We start from the raw sequence: 18,908 nt of genomic DNA, 5'->3' as shown, positions 1-18,908 counted from the left end.
GCCGGCTGCTCGCACGCTTAGATCATGATCCTCGCGGAAACCCTACATCCACGCTTCCGGATCATGCCCTGCCCCCACGCCTTACTGGGTTGTCCTCGATGCCGCAAGAATAAGGCGGTCGGACGGCGGCAGGTCGAACCGCGGCTCGAGCCCCAAAAGCGGCGCAATACGGGCGATCACCTTGCCGCCGGTCGGCACCGCGTTCCAGCCCGAGGTGATGAAACCATGGGTCTCCGGCAGCGCCTTCGGCTCATCCAGCATCACCAGAAGCTGGTACTTCGGATTATCGGCCGGGAGGATGGCGGTGAAGGAGTTCAGCACCTGTTTCTTGGAGTAGCGGCCATTGACCACCTTTTCCGCAGTGCCGGTCTTGCCGCCGATATAATAACCCTTCACGTCGGCCGACTTGGCGGTTCCGATCTCGGCATTGAGCCGCATCAGATACCGGATCTTGTCCGACGTCTCAGGCTTCACCACCCGCTTGGCGATCGCCTTGGCGTCTTCCTCCGAGCGCTTGAGGAAGGTCGGCGGGATCAGATTGCCGCCATTGACCATCGCATTGATGCCCATCACCGCCTGCAGCGGCGCAACCGCGATGCCGTGGCCGAAGGAGATGGTGATCGTGTTCAGTTCACCCCAGCGCTTCGGCACGATCGGCGATGCGCTCTCCGGCAATTCGGTGCGGAGACGGTCGAGCTGGCCGACCTTCTTCAGGAACGCCTTGTGCGCCTCGACTCCTTGCGCAAGCGCGATGCGCGCCGCGCCGACATTGGAGGAAAAGGTGAACACTTCCGACAGCGAGATCGCCCGGCCGAGCGGATGGGTGTCGTGGATCGCGAACTTGCCATAGTGCAGCGCGCCGCGCGCATCATACATGGTGTGGAGCGTGGCCTTGCCGGAATCCAGCGCCATCGCCAGCGTCAGCGTCTTAAAGGTCGAGCCCATCTCGAACACGCCCGTGGTCAGGCGGTTGATGCGATCGGGATCGTGCGCTTCCTTCGGATTGTTGGGATCGAAATCGGGCAGTGAGACCAGCGCGACGATCTCGCCGGTCCGAACATTGGAGACGAGGCCCGATGCCGCCTTGGCCTTGTACTTCTCCTTGGCCTTCAGGAGCTCGTCGCGCAGCGCATGCTCGACGCGCAGATCGATCGACAGTTCCACCGGCTTCTGCAAGCGGTCGGTGGCAAAGCCCGCGCGATGCAGATCGGCCAGACCGTTATTGTCCAGCCACTTCTCCATGCCGGCGATGCCCTGGTTGTCGATGTTCACGAGGCCGATCAAATGGGCAACGGTGGGGCCGGTCGGATAGATGCGCCTGTTCTCGCGCAGGAAGCCGATGCCGGGAACGCCGAGGCGATGGATATCCTGCTGCTGTTGCGGCGTGATCTCCCGCTTCAGCCAGACGAAACCTTTTCGCGACGACAGACGGTCGCGCACTTCGGCGGTGTCGAGATCAGGCAGCGTCGCGGTCAGAAGCTCGATCGCCTCGTCCTTGTCGATGATGCGGCGCGGCTCGCCAAACAGGCTCGGCGCTTTGACGTCGGTCGCGAGGATTGCGCCATTGCGGTCGATGATATCAGGGCGCGCGGTGGCGATCGCATCCTGCGAGGCGGTGCGGCGCGCGCCGTGGCTGTCGGCGCCCATCGCGAACATCACGAGGCGCCCGGCAATGATGGCGTAGACGGCGGCAAACGCGATGATCGCGAGACCGACCCGGGCGCGCGCCTTCGCGCTGCGGTCGACATTCCGCCCGTAGAGCAGGCCGCGGATCAGCCGCTGCCGCCACGGCTCGGCCGGCTTTGTGCTTGGCGCGCGGTCGGTCATTGCTGATCTCCCTGCTGCGCGGGGTCTGGTACCGACCCGGTCACGCTCTCCTGGTCGGCGGCGGCCTCGATGGTGTTGATCATCGCGCCGATCGGGTCAGGCGCGCCCGGCCGCGCGAAGTTCGGCGGACGTTCGGGCAAGTTCTTCAACGAGTCATATTGATTGGCGATGAGCGGCTTCAACGCGAGATGACGCTCGGCCAATCCCTGCAGCCGAAGCGGCGAGTCGAGCTTGGCCCATTCGGCGCGCAGGGTCGCGATCGCATCGCGCTGCTCGCGGATTTCCGCATTCAGCCGCAGCACGCGCTCGGTACGGGCCGTCGATTCCATTTTGATGCGGTAGACATAGGCCGCACAGGCCACGAGGAAACCGATCACGAGGAAATGGAGGATGCGCATGCGCTAGCCTCCCCTCATCACGCGTTCGAGCGTCGGCCATGACGGCGGCTCACCCTCGGCATGCACTGGCGCTTCGGTGCGCTCGGCGGCGCGCAGTTTGGCCGACCGCGCGCGAGGATTGGCCGCGATCTCGTCCTCGGACGGCGTCAGCGGGCGCTTGGTCAAAATCTTCAAGCTCGGCGCCATCTGCGCCACTTCGGGCAGATGCCGCGAACCGCTGGAAACCTTGCCACGCTCGCCGAAGAAATTCTTGACGATGCGGTCTTCCAGCGAATGGAACGAAACAACCACGAGCCGTCCGCCCGGCTTCAGCACACGCTCGGCGGCGGTGAGCCCACGCAGCAACTCATCGAGCTCTTCGTTGACGAAGATGCGCAGCGCCTGGAACGTCCGCGTCGCCGGATGGATCTCGTTCGGCTTGGAGCGGACGACCCTGGCGACGATGTCGGCCAGCGCTTGCGTCGTCTCGATCGGCGCTTCCTTGCGCGCGGCCACGATGGCGCGCGCCACGCCGCGCGAGTGCCGCTCCTCGCCGAAGAGATAGATTATGTCGGCAAGATCGCGCTCCGACGCGGTTGCGATCACGTCCGCCGCGGTCGGCCCCGCATGCCCCATCCGCATGTCGAGCGGGCCCGCCAGACGGAACGAGAAGCCGCGCGCAGCCTGGTCGAGCTGCATCGAGGAGACGCCGATGTCCATCACCACGCCGTCGACGGCCTCCACACCTTGGGCGGCACAGATGTCGGCGAGATTGGAGAAGCGGTCCTCGACCAGCGTCAGCCGGCCTTCGGAGCGATCAACCAGATCGAAGCCGCCCGCGATCGCCGACCGGTCGCGATCGAGGCCGATGACGCGGGTTCCAGCCACGTCGAGAATCAGGCGGCTGTAGCCACCGGCGCCGAAGGTGGCATCGATATAGATGCCGCCGGTGCGCGGATTCAGCATGTCGACCGCCTCGCGGCCGAGCACGGAAATGTGCGGCGCAGCAGGCGTCATGCGCCGGCTCCGAATGGTGTCCGGCGTAAGGGATCGAAACTGGACACGGACCAGCCCATGGCGCCTCGAATAGTTACGCGTCACGCCGCGGTTCCGTCCGAGCAGCCGCGGCACGGAGCACGCGCCGGTTCCCATATCAGGCCGCAAATCCTGATTCCCGACCGGAGTTTGCTGGGCTGCCATGGGATTTCGCGCGCAAGCGGGCCTCGGCCGCCCCTCAAAAACCGGTTCGGCTATTCACCACTTAGTAACGGCACTTAGCGTTAAGAAAGCGTTGCCGAATCCTTCACGGTTTATTTTGCTTTTTAGTCACACGTGGAACTCGCTGATGCGCACCATCCACAGGCGGACCTAAAATTCGCGGGATGGCGCCGATGTGATTGCACCCGCGGCAGGGTAAAGGAATAGTAAATTGAAGGCTGTCCGGAAATTGCAGGACTGCCGTTTTGAATTTGAGATTTGGGATGTCGTCTGGTTCGTTCGCGTCTGCTGATTCGAAGCGTCAACGCGCCCTTCCCGTTCCGAGGGCCATCGCCGACATGAAGACCTTTACTCCGGACTCCTCGATCGTCTCCGACGTCATCCCTTCGGTGAATTTCGGCGAACGCGCCAACGTCCGGCAGCCCGACATGATCTTGCTGCATTACACCGGCATGCCCGACGTCGAGGGCGCCATCGCCCAGCTCTGCACCGCCGGCACCGAGGTCTCCGCACATTACATCGTGCTGGAGGATGGACGCATCGTGCAATGCGTGCCGGAGAGCAAGCGCGCCTGGCATGCCGGCGTCTCCTGCTGGGCCGGCGAAGAGGACATCAATTCCTGCTCGATTGGCATCGAGATCATCAACCGCGGCCATGACTGGGGCTATCCGGATTATCCGCTGCGCCAGATCGCAGCGGTGATCGCGCTGTGCCGCGGCATCATGCTCCGCCGCAACGTGCCTTCGTATCGCGTGCTCGCTCATTCCGACGTGGCGCCGGCGCGCAAGAAGGACCCCGGCGAAAAGTTCCCGTGGCATTCGCTGGCCAATTCCGGCGTCGGACATTGGGTTCAGCCGGCGCCGATCGTACGCGGGGAGACGCTCCAGCTCGGCGCGATCAACGATAACGTCACCAACATGCAGCAGGCATTCGCCCGGTACGGCTACAACATCCCGACCAACGGCAAGTTCGACGGCCCCACCATGGAAGTCGTCACCGCCTTCCAGCGCCATTTCCGCCAGGAGCGCGTCGACGGCATCGTCGATCGCTCGACCATGACCACGTTGCATGCGCTGCTGGAGAGCCTGCCGCCGGAAGCGACGGTGGTTGCGGCCAAATAGGCAAGTCTCTCGTCATTGCGAGCGAAGCGAAGCAATCCATCTCGCCACTTGTTGAAGCATGGATTGCTTCGTCGCTACGCTCCTCGCAATGACGGAGGCCATCACCCCATCTCCGCGATGCGCCGCGCATAGAGCCGGCGCAGTGGCTCCAGTTGCGTCGCGGCGGTTGCCGCCCGATACGCTTGGCCCGCGGCGTCGGTGCGGCCGAGGCGGCGCAGCAGATCGGCGCGGACAGCCGGCAGCAATTCGTAACCCTTGAGGCTGCCGCGCGCTTCCAGCGCGTCGATCAAATCGAGCGCACGCGCCGGGCCGTCGACCATCGACACCGCCGCGGCATGGTTCAGCTCGATCACCGGTGAGGGGCTGATGCGGAGCAGCACTTCATAGAGGCCGGCGATCTGCGGCCAGTCGGTGTCATTATAACTCGGCGCGCGGGCATGCAGCGCCGCGATTGCGGCCTGCACCGTGTAGGATTGCGGCCGGCCGGGCATGCGCAGCGCTTCCTCCACCAATCGCAGGCCTTCGGCGATCTGGCTGATGTCCCACAGCGAGCGATCCTGCTCCTCCAACAGCACGATGTCGCCGCCTGCGGTTTCGCGGCCGGCGCGGCGCGCGTCGTGCAGCAGCATCAATGCTAGCAGTCCCTTGATCTCGCCGCGGCCGGGGATCAGTGCATCGATCAGCCGCGCTAGCCGGATCGCCTCGCGCGCCAGATCCGGGCGCATCAGGTCCTCGCCGGAGGTCGCCACATAGCCTTCGGTGAAGACGAGATAGATCACCGCCAACACGCCGCGCAGCCTCGGCTCCAGCGCCTCCCGCTCCGGCACCTCATAGGGAATGCCGGCGAGGCGAATCTTCTGCTTCGCGCGCAAGAGCCGCTGCGCCATTGCGTCCTCGCTGACGAGGAAGGCGCGCGCGACCTGGGCCGTCGAGAGGCCGCAAACCGTGCGCAGCGTCAGCGCGACCTGCACCTCGTCGGCAAATGACGGATGACAGCAGGTGAAGATCAACCGCAGCATGTCGTCGTCGAGCGTGGCATCGGCAAGCTCGGAAGGCGCGGACGCATTGAGCAGAAGTTCGTGCGTCAGCTCCTGCTGCTTGCCGCGGAAGACGGCATTGCGGCGGATGCGATCGATCGCCTTGTTGCGGCCGACATTGACCAGCCACGCCCGTGGATTCTCCGGCAACTCGCCCGCATGCCAGCGCTCAAGCGCCGCCGCGAATGCCTCCTGCAGCGCGTCCTCCGCAAGATCGAAATCGCCGACGAGGCGGATCAGCGTCGCCAGCGCCCGGCTCGCCTCGTCGCGGAAGATCTTTTCGATCTGGGTCGGAGTCATACGGTGACGCCATTACCCCGGAGTGGCGGCGCTAGGCCATCACTTATCATACACCCAGATCGGCCTCACCTCGATCGCGCCGAGCCTCGCACTCGGGATGCGCGCGGCGATCGCGAGCGCCGTGTCGAGGTCCTTGGCTTCGATCAGATAGTAGCCGCCGAGTTGCTCGCGCGTCTCCGCGAACGGGCCATCCGTCGTCAGCGCCTTGCCGTCGCGCACGCGCACCGTGGTCGCGGTCGTCGTCGGCCGCAGCCGGTCGCCGGCCTTGAAATTGCCGCTCTGGACGATGGACTGGGTGAACTTGCCGTATTCCTCCATCATCTTCTGACTCGTTGCCGCGTCGAGTTTCGCGTACTCGACCTCATTCTGGTAGATCATCAACAGATACTGCATCGCGAAGTCTCCTTTTCATCGGCTGGATCGCCGACATCCAGTCGAGCGGGGCGGACGCAAAACGACATCTTCAGGATAGTTTATTTTAGTGAGGTTCCGCAGGCCGCTTTCGCCTTGACCTTGCGGCCACAAACCCCCATGCCTACTGGCGTCAGTCGGCCGGACGGCCGCTCCCGCAAGCGCCGAAAGGCCGCGGGGGAGGAAAGTCCGGGCTCCATCGACATGCGGTGCCGGATAACGTCCGGCGGGGGCAACCCCAGGGAAAGTGCCACAGAGAACGAACCGCCCGCCTTCGCCCTTCGGGGCTCCGGCGCGGCAAGGGTGAAAAGGTGCGGTAAGAGCGCACCGCGTTTCCGGCAACGGAGACGGCATGGCAAACCCCACCGGGAGCAAAACCGAATAGGGACGGCACCGCAGGCTGTTCGCGCAAGCGATAACGCTGCAGGGCGATGTCAGGCCCGCCGTCCGGGTAGGTTGCTCGAGGCCGTCTGCAAAGGCGGTCCCAGAGGAATGGCCGTCACGTACCATTCGCGAGAATGGTGCCCTACAGAACCCGGCTTACAGGCCGGCTGATGTTCTAAAGCGTTTTCAAGCGAAGTGGGTTTCCGGTTCGCGTGAAGAAAACGCCTCTTGGTGGACCAAATGAGGGGTTCGGCGCAACACGCCGGACCCCTCGCCATTTTTGGGGCGCCGTGAAATGACGTCGCGAGTCACGGCCATGGTACCTACCGGGCACGTCGTGTAAACGTCGGGCCAATGACAATGAGAACAAGACGATGATGGGCGGATTCGCGCTGGCGGTGCTGTTTGTCGGCGCGTTGGCCGGGGGCTTCGTATCCGGCCTTGCCGGCTTCGGCACCGCGCTGATGGCGCTGGGGATCTGGCTCTACGTTGCGCTGCCTGCGCTTGCCGTGCCTTTGGTCCTGATCTGCTCGGTCGTCGGCCAGCTCACGACCCTGCCCTCGATCTGGCGCTCGATCGATTTCAGGCTGGTCTGGCCATTTGTGGTCGGCGGGCTGGCCGGCGTGCCGCTCGGCACGCTGCTGATTGCCCATGCCGATCCCAGCACCTTCAAGCTGACCATCGGCGTGTTTCTGCTGGTCTTTCCCACCGCGCTCTATTTTCAGCGCAGGCCAATGGCGATCAAGTTTGGCAGCAAGCCGTTCGACGGCGCCATCGGATTTGCCGGCGGCATCCTTGGCGGCCTCGCCGGCCTGTCCGGCCCACTTCCGATTCTTTGGGCCAGCGTGCGCGGCTGGACCAAGGAGCAACGGCGCGGGATTTTCCAGACCTTCAACTTCACGGTGCTGGCGACGGCGCTGGTGCTTCAGGCATTCGCCGGCTTCGTCACAAAGCAAGTTCTCACGCTGGCTGTCGTGACCTTTCCGGCGACGGTGGCCGGCGCCTGGCTCGGCGCGCGAATCTATCATGCGCTGAGCGACCGGAATTTCACAAACATCGTGCTCGGGCTTTTGTTTCTCTCCGGCATCGGGCTGGTGTGGAGCGGAATTGCTCCGAGGTAGCGCGCGCATGGCTGCCATATGCACCGAGTAGATTGCTGTACGCGGGGCAGTGAACCCGCTATCCACGCCTATCATGTCCTCGTCCTCCCCGCGCGAACGTTTCGGCCTGTTGCTGGGCTTCATCGGCATGGCGATCTTCGGCGGCACGCTGCCGGCGACGCGGCTTGCCGTCGCGGAAATTGATCCGATTGCCCTGACCGCGATCCGCACCGCAGTCGCCGGTCTATGCTCGCTCGCGCTCCTGCTCGTGTTGCGGCGGCCGCTGCCGCGGCGGGCGCTATGGCCGCAGCTTGCGCTGGTGATGCCGTGCGTCGCCATCCTGTTTCCACTCCTGATGGCCGAGGGCATGCAGCGGGTTGACGCCTCCCATGGCGGCGTCGTGCTCGGCGTGCTGCCGATCGCGACCGCGCTGGTGGCGGTCGCCATCACCCACGAGCGGCCGCGGCCCTTGTTCTGGGTCGCTGCTGTCGTCGGCGCCGCGCTCGTGATCGCCTTTGCGCTGCGTGACGGCGGCGGCACGCTGTCGACGGGCGACCTCTTCCTGTTCGCCTCCGTTGCGGTTTCCGCCGTTGGCTATGCCTTCTCCGGACGGCTCACCGCGGAGATGCCGGGCTGGGAAGTCATCAGTTGGGTGCTGGTGATTGCGTTGCCGTTCGCGCTGCCGGCGGCGGCGCTGACGATGCCGGCCGATCCGATGCACATCTCGCTTAAACCCTGGCTTGGTCTGCTCTACGTCGCGCTGTTCTCGCAATGGATCGGCTTCTTCGCCTGGAATGCCGGCATGGCGATGGGCGGGATCGCGCGGGTGTCGCAGGTGCAATTGTTGCAGCCCTTCGTCACCTTCGTGCTCGCCTCGCTGTTCAATGGCGAGACGATCACTTGGCAAGTCGTGCTGTTCGCCGCCGCCGTGGTGGCGACGGTCGCGATCAGCGCGCGCACGCGGGGGCGAAAGGCTGTCGTTCCGGGGCGGCGCAAAGCGCCGAACTATGGTGCGCACTTGCGCACCTGAGAACCTCGAGATCCTCAGATGCGCAATTGCGCATCGTAGTTCGCGCTCACGCGCGCCCCGGAATGACGGCGACTACTCCGCCGCGGAGACCTCGTCGAACTCCATCGCCTGCCGCTCGAACAGGCTGCGATAGATGCCGCCCGGCCGCGCGGTCAGCGTGGCATGGGTGCCCTGCTCGACGATCTCGCCGCGATCGAACACCAGGATGCGGTCGAGGCCGCGCACCGTCGACAGCCGGTGCGCGATCACGATCGAGGTGCGGCCCTTCATCAGCCGCTCCATCGCCTCCTGGATCAGCGCCTCCGATTCCGAATCCAGGCTCGAGGTCGCCTCGTCCAGGATCAGGATCGGCGCATCGGCGAGGAACGCACGCGCCAGCGCGACGCGCTGCCGCTCGCCACCGGACAGTTTGACGCCGCGCTCGCCGACCAGCGTGCCGTAGCCCTTCGGCAATCGCATGATGAAATCGTGCGCATTGGCAAGCCGCGCCGCGTGCTCGATCGCCGCCATGCTGGCGCCCGGCCGGCCATAGGCGATGTTCTCGGCCAACGAACGGTGGAACAGGATCGGCTCCTGCTGCACGATCGCGATCTGGCTGCGCAGCGATTGTTGCGTCGCGTGAGCGATATCCTGGCCGTCGATCAGGATCCGTCCGCCCGAGACGTCGTAGAGCCGCTGCACCAGTTTCACGAACGTGGTCTTGCCGGAGCCGGATCTGCCGACCAGCCCGACACGCTCGCCGGCGCGAATATCGATCGACAGCGCATCATAGAGCGGCGTGCGATGCCCGCCATAGAGGAAGGTGACGTTGTCGAACGTGATCCTTCCGCCCTGAACATCGATCGGCTTTGCGTCAGGCGCATCGACGATGCCGAGCGGCTCGCCATGGATGGTGACGAGTTCCTCCATGTCATTGACCGAACGCTGCAGATTGTTGATGTGCATGCCGACGTCGCGCAAGTATGCGTGGATGACGTAATAGCTCGTCAGCACATAGGTGACGTCGCCCGGCGAGGCGCGGCCGGCAAGCCACAGCAGGATGGCGCCGCCGATCACCGATGCGCGAAAGCACAAGAGCACCGCGAGCTGCGCCATGTTGGTCGCATTGTAGCGCAGCCAGGTGCGCAGCACCCGCCTGCGCCAGCGGGCGATGACGCCAGCGAGCCGCGTATCTTCGCGCGCTTCCGCGCCGAACGATTTCACCACCGCGTTGCAGGTGAGCGCGTCCGCCAGCGTGCCGCCGACCTTGGTGTCCCAGGCATTGGAGACGCGCGCGGCCGGTGCGATATAGTTCACCGAGAGCACGACGGTCATCACGACATAAATCACCGCGCCGACGCCGATCACGGCGCCGAGCACGGGCCAGTGCAATCCGAGCAGGATCATCGAGCCGACCAGCACCATCAGCGACGGCAACAACGCCATCAGAACGGTGTCGTTGAGCAGATCGATCGCCCACATGCCGCGGGTGACCTTGCGCACGGTCGAGCCGGCAAACGAATTGGCGTGCCAGTCGGTCGAGAACCGCTGCACCCGCGCGAACGCCTCGCGTGCCACGTCCGACATCGTCGTCAACGTGAACGGCACGATCGCCTGCAGTCCGACAAATCGCAGGATGATCGACAACAGGCCAAGCGCGACGATACCGCCGAACGCAACCATCGCCGCATGTCGCGCCGCCTGATCCGAAGTGCCGAGCGTCAGCGCGTCGACCAGATGGCCGGAGTAGACCGGCATGAAAAGGTCGGCGACGGTGGCACCAAGAAAGCCGACCATTACGGTGGTGGCGCGGATGGGCTGCCTCAGCCAGTGGCGGAATATGAACGGGATCACGACGCGGATCGCGGCGGGACGTTTGTCAGTTTGAATAGTCATGGCGCAATCCGGCCGCGCTCGCGCGCAGGCCGGCTCCATCTGAATTGACGCGCGACGGCGCAAAAGCGCGCGACAGTGGCGTCGTTGAAAGATCGATAAGTTGTTGGGAGGCTTGAAGGACCGGGACGTCAGTCCCGGTCAGAACTGGTGGTCAACGGCGCGACCGAATACCCAGTACGAACATCGAACGGGAGCGCGCGATCTGCGAATAAGCCGAAATCATGCAATCCTCCCCGGTTCGAGCGACAACGCGTTGCTTATAAATGCGTCACGCGCGATTTGCAAGATGACAAAGCCGTGAGCGGCTAATGTCCTCCGCCCGCAGGTGCGGCCGCCGACGGCTTGTTCAGCAGGAGGACGAGAAGACTGAGCCCGACATAGAACACGGTCAACATGAAGAAGGCGTCGCCATAACCCATGACCGCGGCCTGCCGGTGCACGATCTGCGACAATTGCTTCAGCGCCATCATCGCGGAATCGCCCATGCCCTGCATGCGCTGGGTGAGCATGTTGAGCGCCTCGACCGCCGTCGCATTGCCCCAATGCACCCGATCGTGCAGACGCGAGATGTGCAGATCGGTGCGGTCGTTCAGCACCTGGTTGATGACAGCCAATCCCACCGCGCCACCGAGGTTCCGCATCAGGTTGAACAGGCCGGAGGCGTTCTTGACCAGATGCGGCGCCAGCGTGCCCAGCGCGATGTTGTTGGTCGGCACCATCGCGCACATCATGCCGATGCCGCGCAGGATCTGCGGCACCAAGAGTTCGTAGAAGTCATGATCGCGCGTGATCCAGGTCATCTGCCAGGAGCCGAGCGCGAAGGTGACGAGGCCGAAGGCGATGATGTAGCGCAGGTCGACCTTCTGCATCAGCTTCCCGACGACCGGCGCCATCAGGAACATCGTGATGCCGGAGACGAACATGGTCTCGCCGATCATCAGCGCGCTGTAGCCGCGGACCTCCGCGAGATAGCGCGGATAGATGTAGGTCAGGCCGTAGAGGCCGATGCCGATGCAGAACTGCAGCACGCAGCCGATCGCGAAATTGCGGTTGCCGAACGTCCTGAGATCGACGATCGGCTCTTCCACCGCGAATACGCGCCAGAAGAAGGCAATCGCGGAGATAAGGCAGACCGCGGCGAAGAACGCGACCGAGGTGTCCTGCAGCCACTCATATTGCGGCCCCTCCTCCAGCACATATTCCAGCGAGCCGAGGAAGCCCGCCATGAACAAGAGGCCCCACCAGTCGAAGCGCTCGAGCAGCGCGAAATTCGGCTGGTCGAAATCGATCAGCGCGAGCACGCCAAGGGTGATGCCGATGCCGGGCACGATGTTGATAAAGAACAGCCAGTGCCACGACATCAGGTCCGTGATGTAGCCGCCCACCGTGGGGCCTACGGTCGGCGCCAGCGTCGCCACCAGTCCGATGATCGGCGCGACGATGTGGAACTTCGAGCGCGGAAAGATCGTGTAAGCCGAAGCGAACACCGTCGGGATCATGCCGGCGCCCAGGAATCCCTGCAGCGCGCGCCAGAGGATCATCTGCTCGATCGAGGTGGCAAAGCCGCACAGGAAGCTCGATACGGTGAAGCCGAAGGCGGAGATCGCGAACAGCAGCCGCGTGCCGAGCGCGCGCGACAGGAAGCCGGACAACGGAATGGCGATGACCTCGGCGATCAGATAGGCGGTCTGCACCCAGGAGACTTCGCTCGAGCTCGCCGAGAGGCCGGCCTGGATGTCCGACAGCGATGCAGAGACGATCTGGATGTCCAGGATCGACATGAACATCCCGAACACCATGATGATGAAGGCGACCACCCGCTTCGGCTCGATGCGCTCGCTGGCGGCCGCGGCATTCATCATGTTCGGCGAAGCGGTGGTGGCGTCGGCCATATCTGCTCACCTGCGCGCGGAGCGTTCTCCGGGCTCAAACTATCACTGCGGATGAATCATCATCGGTGCATCGAGATCGGCATCATTGTCGGCGTCGTGTGCACCCTCGCTTGTATCCACGGTGGTGTAGACCGACATGCCTGCGCGCAGCAGGTTCTGTCGCGCGACGCTCTTCGGCACGCGGATGCGGACCGGCAATCGCTGCACGATCTTGGTGAAATTGCCGGTGGCGTTGTCCGGCGGCAGCAGAGTGAACACCGAACCTGCGGCCGGTGAAATGCTGTCGACCACGCCCTTGAACTTGCGGTGGCCGTAGGCGTCGACCGAGATCGTCACCGGCTGGCCCGGGCGGACACGCTTGAGCTGCGTCTCCTTATAATTGGCGTCGATGAAGACATCGTCGAGCGGCACCACATTGCCGAGCCGCTGGCCGACCTGGATGAAGTCGCCGACATTGACGAGACGGTTGGAGAAGGTGCCGTCGACCGGCGCGCGCACCGTGGCGAAATCGAGATCGCGCTCGGCCTTGGCGAGCTGGGTCTGCAGTTCGGCGAGCGTGGCGCGGGCCTCGTTCTGCTGCGCCTTGGTCACCTCGACATTGTCACGCGCAGCGTCATAGGCGGCCTGCGCCGACTTCACCGCGGCAACGCCCTGGTCACGGTTTGCCTCCGAGACTTCGAAGGTGGCGCGCGAGGCAAAGCCCTTGGTGCTCAGCGCCTGCTGGCGGTCGAAATCGAGGCCGAAGCGCTTCAGGTTCGCTTCGGCGGAGGCGAGTTGTGCCTGCGCCTGCTCGACTGCGCTTTCCAACGCGGTGACCTGGCGGCCGATGCGCTCGATGGTCGCCTGCTGGGTGGCGATCCTGCTGCGCGCCGCGTCGACCGCGATCCGGTAGTCGCCGTCGTCGATCCGGAAGATCACTTCGCCGGCGCGAACGATCGCGTTGTCGGCAGGCAGGATCGCCGCCAGATGGCCGGAGACACGCGCGCCGAGCATGGAGTTGTTGGCGCGCACATAGGCGTCGTCGGTCGAGATGTAGAAGCGTCCGGCAACGAACCAGTAGACGCCGTAGCCGACGGCGGCGAGTGCCAGCAGGCCGAGCACACCCATCATGACGAATCTGCGCTTGGCGGGTTTTGGCGCGGCGGCGGCCTGTGCTGGTGGCGCTGCCGGCTGCTCCGGTGCTGGCGCGACCGGCGTTTCGGCAGGCCGGCGCTTGGCTTCTTCGGGAGCGGGGCCACGAAGCTGCTCTGCCGGCTGAGCTGATGTGTTGCGCACGGACTCGCCCTCGACCTCCGGCTCGGAGCGAACGACGCGTGCAGCCTGATCTCTCGCCGCGGCCATAGCCGGACTCCTCATTTACCCCGTCACGACGCAAGCGAGGCCCGGCGGCCGCTGCGGCATCGTGTCTTAACATCTATCATTGACCGAACGGTTCGGTCAAGTTACATTACTTTGGAGGAACCCTAAGGAGAAAATCGCTTCCGGACAGTAGCCCGGACGGAAATGTTCTCCGAGAGACTAAACCAATGGTTGCAGGCCGGACATCCCCGCTTCAGATCGTTGCCGAGGAGGACTCCTCCAAGCGGCGACAGATTCTCGACGGTGCCCGCAAGGTGTTTCTGGAATTGGGTTTCGACGGCGCCAGTATGGGCGAGATCGCCCGCGCCGCCGGGGTCTCCAAGGGCACGCTTTATGTCTACTTCGACGACAAGTGCCGGCTGTTCGAGGCGATCGTCGAGGAAGAGAAGATCGAGCAGAGCAAGGCGGCTTTTAATTTCGATCCGCAGCGCGACGTCGATACCACCCTGCCCGAATTCGGGCGGGCCTACATCGCCCTACTGTGCCGGCCGGGCGGCGGCTCGGCGATCCGCACGGTGATGGCGATCGCCGAGCGGATGCCGGAGGTCGGCAGCCGATTTTACGAACAGGTGATCGCGAGCAACGTCAAACGCTTCGCGACCTATCTCGAAGCTCGCGCCGCGCACGGCGAGCTTGCGATCGACAATTTCGAGCTCGCTGCCTGGCAATTCATGCAGATGTGCCAGGCGACGCTGTTCCAGGCTTTCATCTTCCAGGCCAAGCCCTCGCCATCGCCCGAGCAGATCGCCACCGTCGTCGACAGCGCAACGCGCGTGTTCCTGGCGGCGTATCGGCCGAAGCCGGCGTAGCGGCGACGCCGGTTTTGCCCCTCATGGTGAGGAGCGCGTAGCGCGTCTCGAACCATGAGGCCCCGCTAGTGGCCTCGCCCTTCGAGACGGCCGCTGCGCGGCCTCCTCAGGGTGAGGAGATAGACTGGGATCACAACTCTCTCCATCGTCCCTGTTCGCAATCACCGAGAGCCGTCGTTCCGGGGCGATGCAAAGCATCGAGCCCGGAATCCATTTCGTCGCTTGCGCCTGTGGCCTGATGGATTCCGGGCTCGCGCTACGCGCGCCCCGGAATGACATCGGAGGTGCTCACGGCTTGAAGACGTAGCCCGGACCGATCGCCGCGGCCTCCGGGATTGGCGGCAGGTCGGAGAACAGTTCGGGGTGATCCTTCATCACCTTCAGGATGTATTTCGGCTCGATATGCTTGTTGACGTCGAACGTCGCCTTGATGATGCCGAGCCGCGACAGACGGTCTTCGGCGCCAAAGAGCGCGCGGTAATTGTTCGCTGACAGACGGCGGTCAGCCTGCTGGATGTTGAACTGCATCGCGGCTTCGGCGATTTCCTGCTTGAGGCCAGGGATCCAGCGGGTTGCGACCTGTGCGGCCTGCTTCGGGTTCTTGCGCATCCACTGGTCGGCCTCGGAGACCGCAGCCAGGAATTTCTCGATGGTGTCGCCGTTGGCCTGCACCCATGGACGCAAGGCGACGTTGAAGCCGAGATAGGAGATGACGTCGCCGCCGCGGATGATCTCGACTGCACCCGGCACATCCTTGCCCGCCACGATCGGCCACGGATCCCAGCCGGAGAAGGCATCGATGCCTTTGGCGAGCAGCGCGACCGTCATGTCCGGCGGCGGCGTGTTCACCAAGGTGACCTCCTCCGGCTTCAGCCCGGCCTTCTCCAGGATGCCGAGGATATAGAGGTGGTTGATGGTGCCGAAGGATGCCGCGATCTTCTTGCCCTTCAGGCTGGCAAGGTCGCCCTTGACGATCCCTGAGCCTTCGCGCGCAACAATCGCCATGGTCGCATCGGAGCCTGCCTTGGTGGCGTTGCCACTGTAGTTGCCGAGCGCGACGAGATCCATGCCGCGCAGCACCGCACCGATCATGGGCACGCCGACCTGCACGATCTCGCTCTCGCCGGCCTGCAGCGCGTTGAGGGCATCGACGCCGGTGGCATAGGGCCGCGCGATGGTGACGTCGAGGCCGTATTTCTCGAAGAAGCCGCGCTCGAGCGCGATCGGCAATCCGATCTGGTCGATGCCGGTGACCATGCCGGCCTTCAGCTTGGTCAGCGTCTGCGCGCCCGACGGCGTGCAGAGCAGCGCGAACGCCATCGCGAGCAGCAATAGTCGTTTCATTCTCCTACCCTCCCGGTTTTATCGGCCCCACCGCCGTCACCCAGTACGGCCGGGCGACGGCGTTGAGGTCCGTTCGTTTGACGCCACGCAATTCAATGGAATGCTCATCAGTGCCCGAGACACGTCCATATTGCTGGAATGCGAGCACGTGGAAACGCTCGGGCGTGAATGGCAGCTCGATCTGCACATTGACCTTCTCGGACGTGCCGGCGAGCTCCGGCGAAATCTTGCCGGGCGCGGCCAGGGTCAGCCAAAGCTGAAACCCGGCCCAGGCGGCGATGACGCCGAGCACGATGCGGCCCTTGGTCGAGCGGAAGGCTCGCGCGACGAGGCTCATGCGGCGCGCACCATCTGCAGCACGCGCGCGGAGAGCTGTTTGAACTTGTCGTCCTTGACCAGATCATCCCACACCCGCGGCCGCGGCAAATCGATCTCGATCTGGTCGAGGACGCGCCCCTTCGAAAGCACGACGACGCGGTTGGCAAGGAACACCGCCTCCGGCACGTCATGGGTGATGAAGAGCACCGTCGGCTTGCGCTCCTGCCAGATTCGCGTCAGCTCTTCCTGCAGCGTCATGCGCGTCTGCGCGTCGACGCTGGCGAAGGGCTCGTCCATCAGCAGCACATCCGGATTGTTGGCGAGCGCGCGCACCACGCCGACGCGCTGCTGCATGCCGCCGGACAATTCATTGGGGTAGCGATGCGCCGCATGCGAGAGGCCGGCGAGCGCGAGATATTCGCGCGCGATGCGGTCACGCTCGGACTTCGGCACGCCGCGCATCTTCGGGCCGAAGCCGACATTGTCGAGCACGGTCTTCCAGGGAAACAGCGCAAACGACTGGAACACGACGCCGCGCTCCGGGCCCGGTCCCTTGACCGGCTTGCCGTCGAGCAGGATCTCGCCGCCGGTATAGGGAATGAAGCCGGCGATCATGTTGAGGATGGTGGTCTTGCCGCAACCGGACGGGCCAACGACGGAGACGAACTCTCCCTGCTCGACGTCGATCGAGACGTCGTGGACCGCGTTGACATGCGAGCCGGCATAGGGATCGAAATAGGTCTTTGCGAGGTTCTTGAGCGAAAGCGTCTTCATGATGTCACCAATCCCCAGCGCTGGCCGGTCGCGCGCTCGAGCGGCGCGAGGATCCAGGCGTCCACGATGTACCAGAGCAGTCCGAGAATGATCATGCCAAGCAGGATCTCGACGGTGGAGCCGGAACGGCGCGCATCGAACATCATGAAGCCGATACCGCTGGTGCCGACGATCATCTCGACCGCGATCAGCGCGCGCCAGCCATAGCCGAGGCCGTTGCGGAGGCCCGTGATGATGTTGGGCAGCGCGCCGGGCAGCGTCACCTCCCAGAGCACGCGCGCCGGCGAGGCGCCGAGACTGCGTGCGGCGCGCGCGAGATCGCGCGGCACCGATTCGACGCCGAGCACGGTGTTGAGCACGACCGGGAACAGCACGGTGTAGACAATGACGAAGGTCATCGTCGTGAGCCCGAAACCGAACCAGATCAGGAGGATCGGCAGCCAGGCGATGTCGCCGATCGCTTGGAAGAACAACAGGATCGGCCAGCAGATGCGATGCGCCCAGCGGCTGGTGCCGATCAATACGCCCAAGGGAATCCCGAGCGCCATGCCGACGGCGGCGCCGGTGAACAGGCGGATCACGCTGTCGCCGAGATAATCCGGCAGGATGCCTTTGTAGGTCAGCGTGACGAAGGAGTTCACGACATCGACCGGGCCGGGGAAGAACGCACGCGGAAAGATGCCGGCTCCGGCAACCGCGCTCCAGAGCGCCACCACCGGAATGAAGGGGATGATGGCCGCGAGCGCGGGCCAGCGCCGCGTCATCCGTGCGTAGCCGCTCCAGAATTGCAAGAGAACATTCATGCGCGCCTCACCATGCCCCAGCGCTCGATGGTCGCCCGCTCCAGCGGGACCAGCAGCAGACGGTCGATCAAGAGCCACAGCACGCCGATCACGATCATGCCGAACACGATGACCTCGGTGCGGTAGAAATCGCGAGCGACGAACAGCATGTAGCCGAGCCCGACATTGGTCGCGATCATCTCGGCCGCGATCAGGCCGCGCCAGGCAAAGCCGAGCCCGGTGCGGACGCCGGTGACGATGTTCGGCAGCGCGCCCGGTAGCAGCACTTCCGTCAGCAAGGCCCAGCGGCCGGCGCCGAGCGAGCTTGCGGCGTTGCGCAGCGTGTGCGGGATGGTCTTGACGCCGAGCAGCGTGTTGTAGGCGACGACGAAGAACACGGCGTTGAAGATCACGAAGACGATGGCGCCGAAGCCATAGCCGAACCAGAGCGTGGCGATCGGAATCCAGGCGATGCCGGCGAGCACGGAGAAGAAGCGGAACAGCGGCGTCAGGAACGCGGCAACCGTCGGGCTCACGCCCATCGCGATCCCGAGCGGTACGGCGGTGACGACGCCGATCAGCGTGCCGAGGCCGACGCGCAGCAGGCTCGCGCCGACATGGGCAAGCAGCGTGCCGTCGCGGATCGAATCCATCGCGGCCGTGCCGAGCGCGCCAACAGAGGGGAAGACCCGCGGATTGATATCGAACAGCGGAACGACGATGGCCCAGATCGCAACCAGCGCAAGTAGCGGGGCAACGAACATCGCAGCCCCCGCGAGCGAATTGACGCTGCGCGCAAGCCACGGCGATCGCCGCTTCAGACTGCGCGTCACCTCCATGCCGCCTCCCCTGATATGATGCAGCCTTTGCCGGCCTTTATTGTCGTTTATCGCGTCCGTGCCGCCTTAGACACGCGACGCCATGCCTCATGTTGCGCAAATTGTGATGTC

The 18,908-nt window shown here is 64.5% G+C and carries 17 protein-coding genes and 1 other RNA gene; 5 read left to right on the top strand and 13 right to left on the bottom strand.

Going from position 1 to position 18,908, the window contains the following annotated elements:
* Window positions 1–81: 81 nt before the first annotated feature.
* The 3 genes from ACZIRK_RS18190 to rsmH are packed head-to-tail and all read right to left on the bottom strand — an operon-like array spanning window position 82 to window position 3,404.
* Complete coding sequence (locus ACZIRK_RS18190) at window positions 82–1,827, bottom strand: peptidoglycan D,D-transpeptidase FtsI family protein (RefSeq protein ID WP_130227673.1); 1,746 nt, start codon at window positions 1,825–1,827, stop codon at window positions 82–84.
* Window positions 1,824–2,225 carry a cell division protein FtsL gene (gene ftsL, locus ACZIRK_RS18185; RefSeq protein WP_130227674.1) on the bottom strand — a complete coding sequence of 134 codons (402 nt, stop codon included), beginning with the start codon at window positions 2,223–2,225 and terminating at the stop codon, window positions 1,824–1,826. The genes ACZIRK_RS18190 and ftsL overlap by 4 nt, the downstream gene beginning before the upstream one ends.
* Before the next feature lie 3 nt (window positions 2,226–2,228).
* Window positions 2,229–3,404: a 16S rRNA (cytosine(1402)-N(4))-methyltransferase RsmH gene (gene rsmH / locus ACZIRK_RS18180; RefSeq protein ID WP_463327861.1), complete on the bottom strand. Its 1,176-nt coding sequence runs from the start codon at window positions 3,402–3,404 to the stop codon at window positions 2,229–2,231.
* A 281-nt stretch (window positions 3,405–3,685) separates the two neighbouring features.
* Here rsmH and ACZIRK_RS18175 point away from each other — a divergent pair, with 281 nt between their 5' ends.
* Window positions 3,686–4,543, top strand: coding sequence for an N-acetylmuramoyl-L-alanine amidase (locus ACZIRK_RS18175; RefSeq protein ID WP_463327860.1), 858 nt, complete (start codon window positions 3,686–3,688; stop codon window positions 4,541–4,543).
* Between the two features lie 101 nt (window positions 4,544–4,644).
* On the opposite strand, the gene ACZIRK_RS18170 is transcribed toward ACZIRK_RS18175, so the two are convergent.
* Both ACZIRK_RS18170 and ACZIRK_RS18165 read right to left on the bottom strand, forming a co-directional pair.
* On the bottom strand, window positions 4,645–5,880 hold the full coding sequence (locus ACZIRK_RS18170; RefSeq protein WP_463327859.1) for an RNA polymerase sigma factor: 1,236 nt from the start codon (window positions 5,878–5,880) through the stop codon (window positions 4,645–4,647).
* Window positions 5,881–5,919: 39 nt separating this feature from the next.
* The gene (locus ACZIRK_RS18165) at window positions 5,920–6,273 is read right to left on the bottom strand and encodes a YciI family protein (protein ID WP_463327858.1); all 354 of its coding nucleotides are present in this window, start codon (window positions 6,271–6,273) and stop codon (window positions 5,920–5,922) included.
* 151 nt (window positions 6,274–6,424) lie between these two features.
* On the opposite strand from ACZIRK_RS18165, the gene rnpB reads away from it, so the two are divergent.
* The 3 genes from rnpB (at window position 6,425) to ACZIRK_RS18150 (ending at window position 8,805) form a co-directional block, all read left to right on the top strand.
* An RNA gene (gene rnpB, locus ACZIRK_RS18160) (RNase P RNA component class A) lies at window positions 6,425–6,850 on the top strand.
* Window positions 6,851–7,052: 202 nt separating this feature from the next.
* The gene (locus tag ACZIRK_RS18155) at window positions 7,053–7,796 is read left to right on the top strand and encodes a sulfite exporter TauE/SafE family protein (protein WP_463327878.1); all 744 of its coding nucleotides are present in this window, start codon (window positions 7,053–7,055) and stop codon (window positions 7,794–7,796) included.
* A gap of 73 nt (window positions 7,797–7,869) precedes the next feature.
* Complete coding sequence (locus ACZIRK_RS18150) at window positions 7,870–8,805, top strand: DMT family transporter (protein ID WP_463327857.1); 936 nt, start codon at window positions 7,870–7,872, stop codon at window positions 8,803–8,805.
* A 72-nt stretch (window positions 8,806–8,877) separates the two neighbouring features.
* Here the strand turns inward: ACZIRK_RS18150 and ACZIRK_RS18145 are convergent, their stop codons facing one another.
* From ACZIRK_RS18145 to ACZIRK_RS18135, 3 genes are all read right to left on the bottom strand, one after another.
* Complete coding sequence (locus ACZIRK_RS18145; RefSeq protein WP_463327856.1) at window positions 8,878–10,680, bottom strand: ABC transporter ATP-binding protein; 1,803 nt, start codon at window positions 10,678–10,680, stop codon at window positions 8,878–8,880.
* A gap of 305 nt (window positions 10,681–10,985) precedes the next feature.
* The gene (locus ACZIRK_RS18140; RefSeq protein ID WP_463327855.1) at window positions 10,986–12,572 is read right to left on the bottom strand and encodes a DHA2 family efflux MFS transporter permease subunit; all 1,587 of its coding nucleotides are present in this window, start codon (window positions 12,570–12,572) and stop codon (window positions 10,986–10,988) included.
* A 42-nt stretch (window positions 12,573–12,614) separates the two neighbouring features.
* Window positions 12,615–13,913, bottom strand: a complete 1,299-nt coding sequence (locus ACZIRK_RS18135; RefSeq protein WP_130227679.1) for an HlyD family secretion protein — start codon at window positions 13,911–13,913, stop codon at window positions 12,615–12,617.
* A 185-nt stretch (window positions 13,914–14,098) separates the two neighbouring features.
* Here ACZIRK_RS18135 and ACZIRK_RS18130 point away from each other — a divergent pair, with 185 nt between their 5' ends.
* Window positions 14,099–14,740, top strand: coding sequence for a TetR/AcrR family transcriptional regulator (locus ACZIRK_RS18130; RefSeq protein WP_028167516.1), 642 nt, complete (start codon window positions 14,099–14,101; stop codon window positions 14,738–14,740).
* Between the two features lie 288 nt (window positions 14,741–15,028).
* Here the strand turns inward: ACZIRK_RS18130 and ACZIRK_RS18125 are convergent, their stop codons facing one another.
* From ACZIRK_RS18125 to ACZIRK_RS18105, 5 genes are read right to left on the bottom strand one after another with little or no spacing between them, the layout of a single operon-like run.
* Window positions 15,029–16,084 (bottom strand): ABC transporter substrate-binding protein, encoded by a 1,056-nt coding sequence (locus tag ACZIRK_RS18125; RefSeq protein ID WP_463327854.1) that lies wholly within the window; start codon window positions 16,082–16,084, stop codon window positions 15,029–15,031.
* A gap of 4 nt (window positions 16,085–16,088) precedes the next feature.
* Entirely contained in the window at window positions 16,089–16,421 is a 333-nt protein-coding gene (locus ACZIRK_RS18120; protein ID WP_463327853.1) for a hypothetical protein, read from the bottom strand.
* Window positions 16,418–17,176 (bottom strand): ABC transporter ATP-binding protein, encoded by a 759-nt coding sequence (locus ACZIRK_RS18115; protein ID WP_463327852.1) that lies wholly within the window; start codon window positions 17,174–17,176, stop codon window positions 16,418–16,420. Before ACZIRK_RS18115 ends, ACZIRK_RS18120 begins: the two co-directional genes overlap by 4 nt.
* Window positions 17,173–17,979: an ABC transporter permease gene (locus tag ACZIRK_RS18110; RefSeq protein ID WP_463327851.1), complete on the bottom strand. Its 807-nt coding sequence runs from the start codon at window positions 17,977–17,979 to the stop codon at window positions 17,173–17,175. Before ACZIRK_RS18110 ends, ACZIRK_RS18115 begins: the two co-directional genes overlap by 4 nt.
* Window positions 17,976–18,797: an ABC transporter permease gene (locus ACZIRK_RS18105; RefSeq protein WP_463327850.1), complete on the bottom strand. Its 822-nt coding sequence runs from the start codon at window positions 18,795–18,797 to the stop codon at window positions 17,976–17,978. The genes ACZIRK_RS18110 and ACZIRK_RS18105 overlap by 4 nt, the downstream gene beginning before the upstream one ends.
* Window positions 18,798–18,908 lie beyond the last annotated feature (111 nt).

The organism is Bradyrhizobium sp. Leo114 (assembly GCF_055229415.2).
The sequence above is the reverse complement of the archived record's forward strand: the minus strand, read 5'-3'. Positions and strand labels throughout refer to the sequence as shown.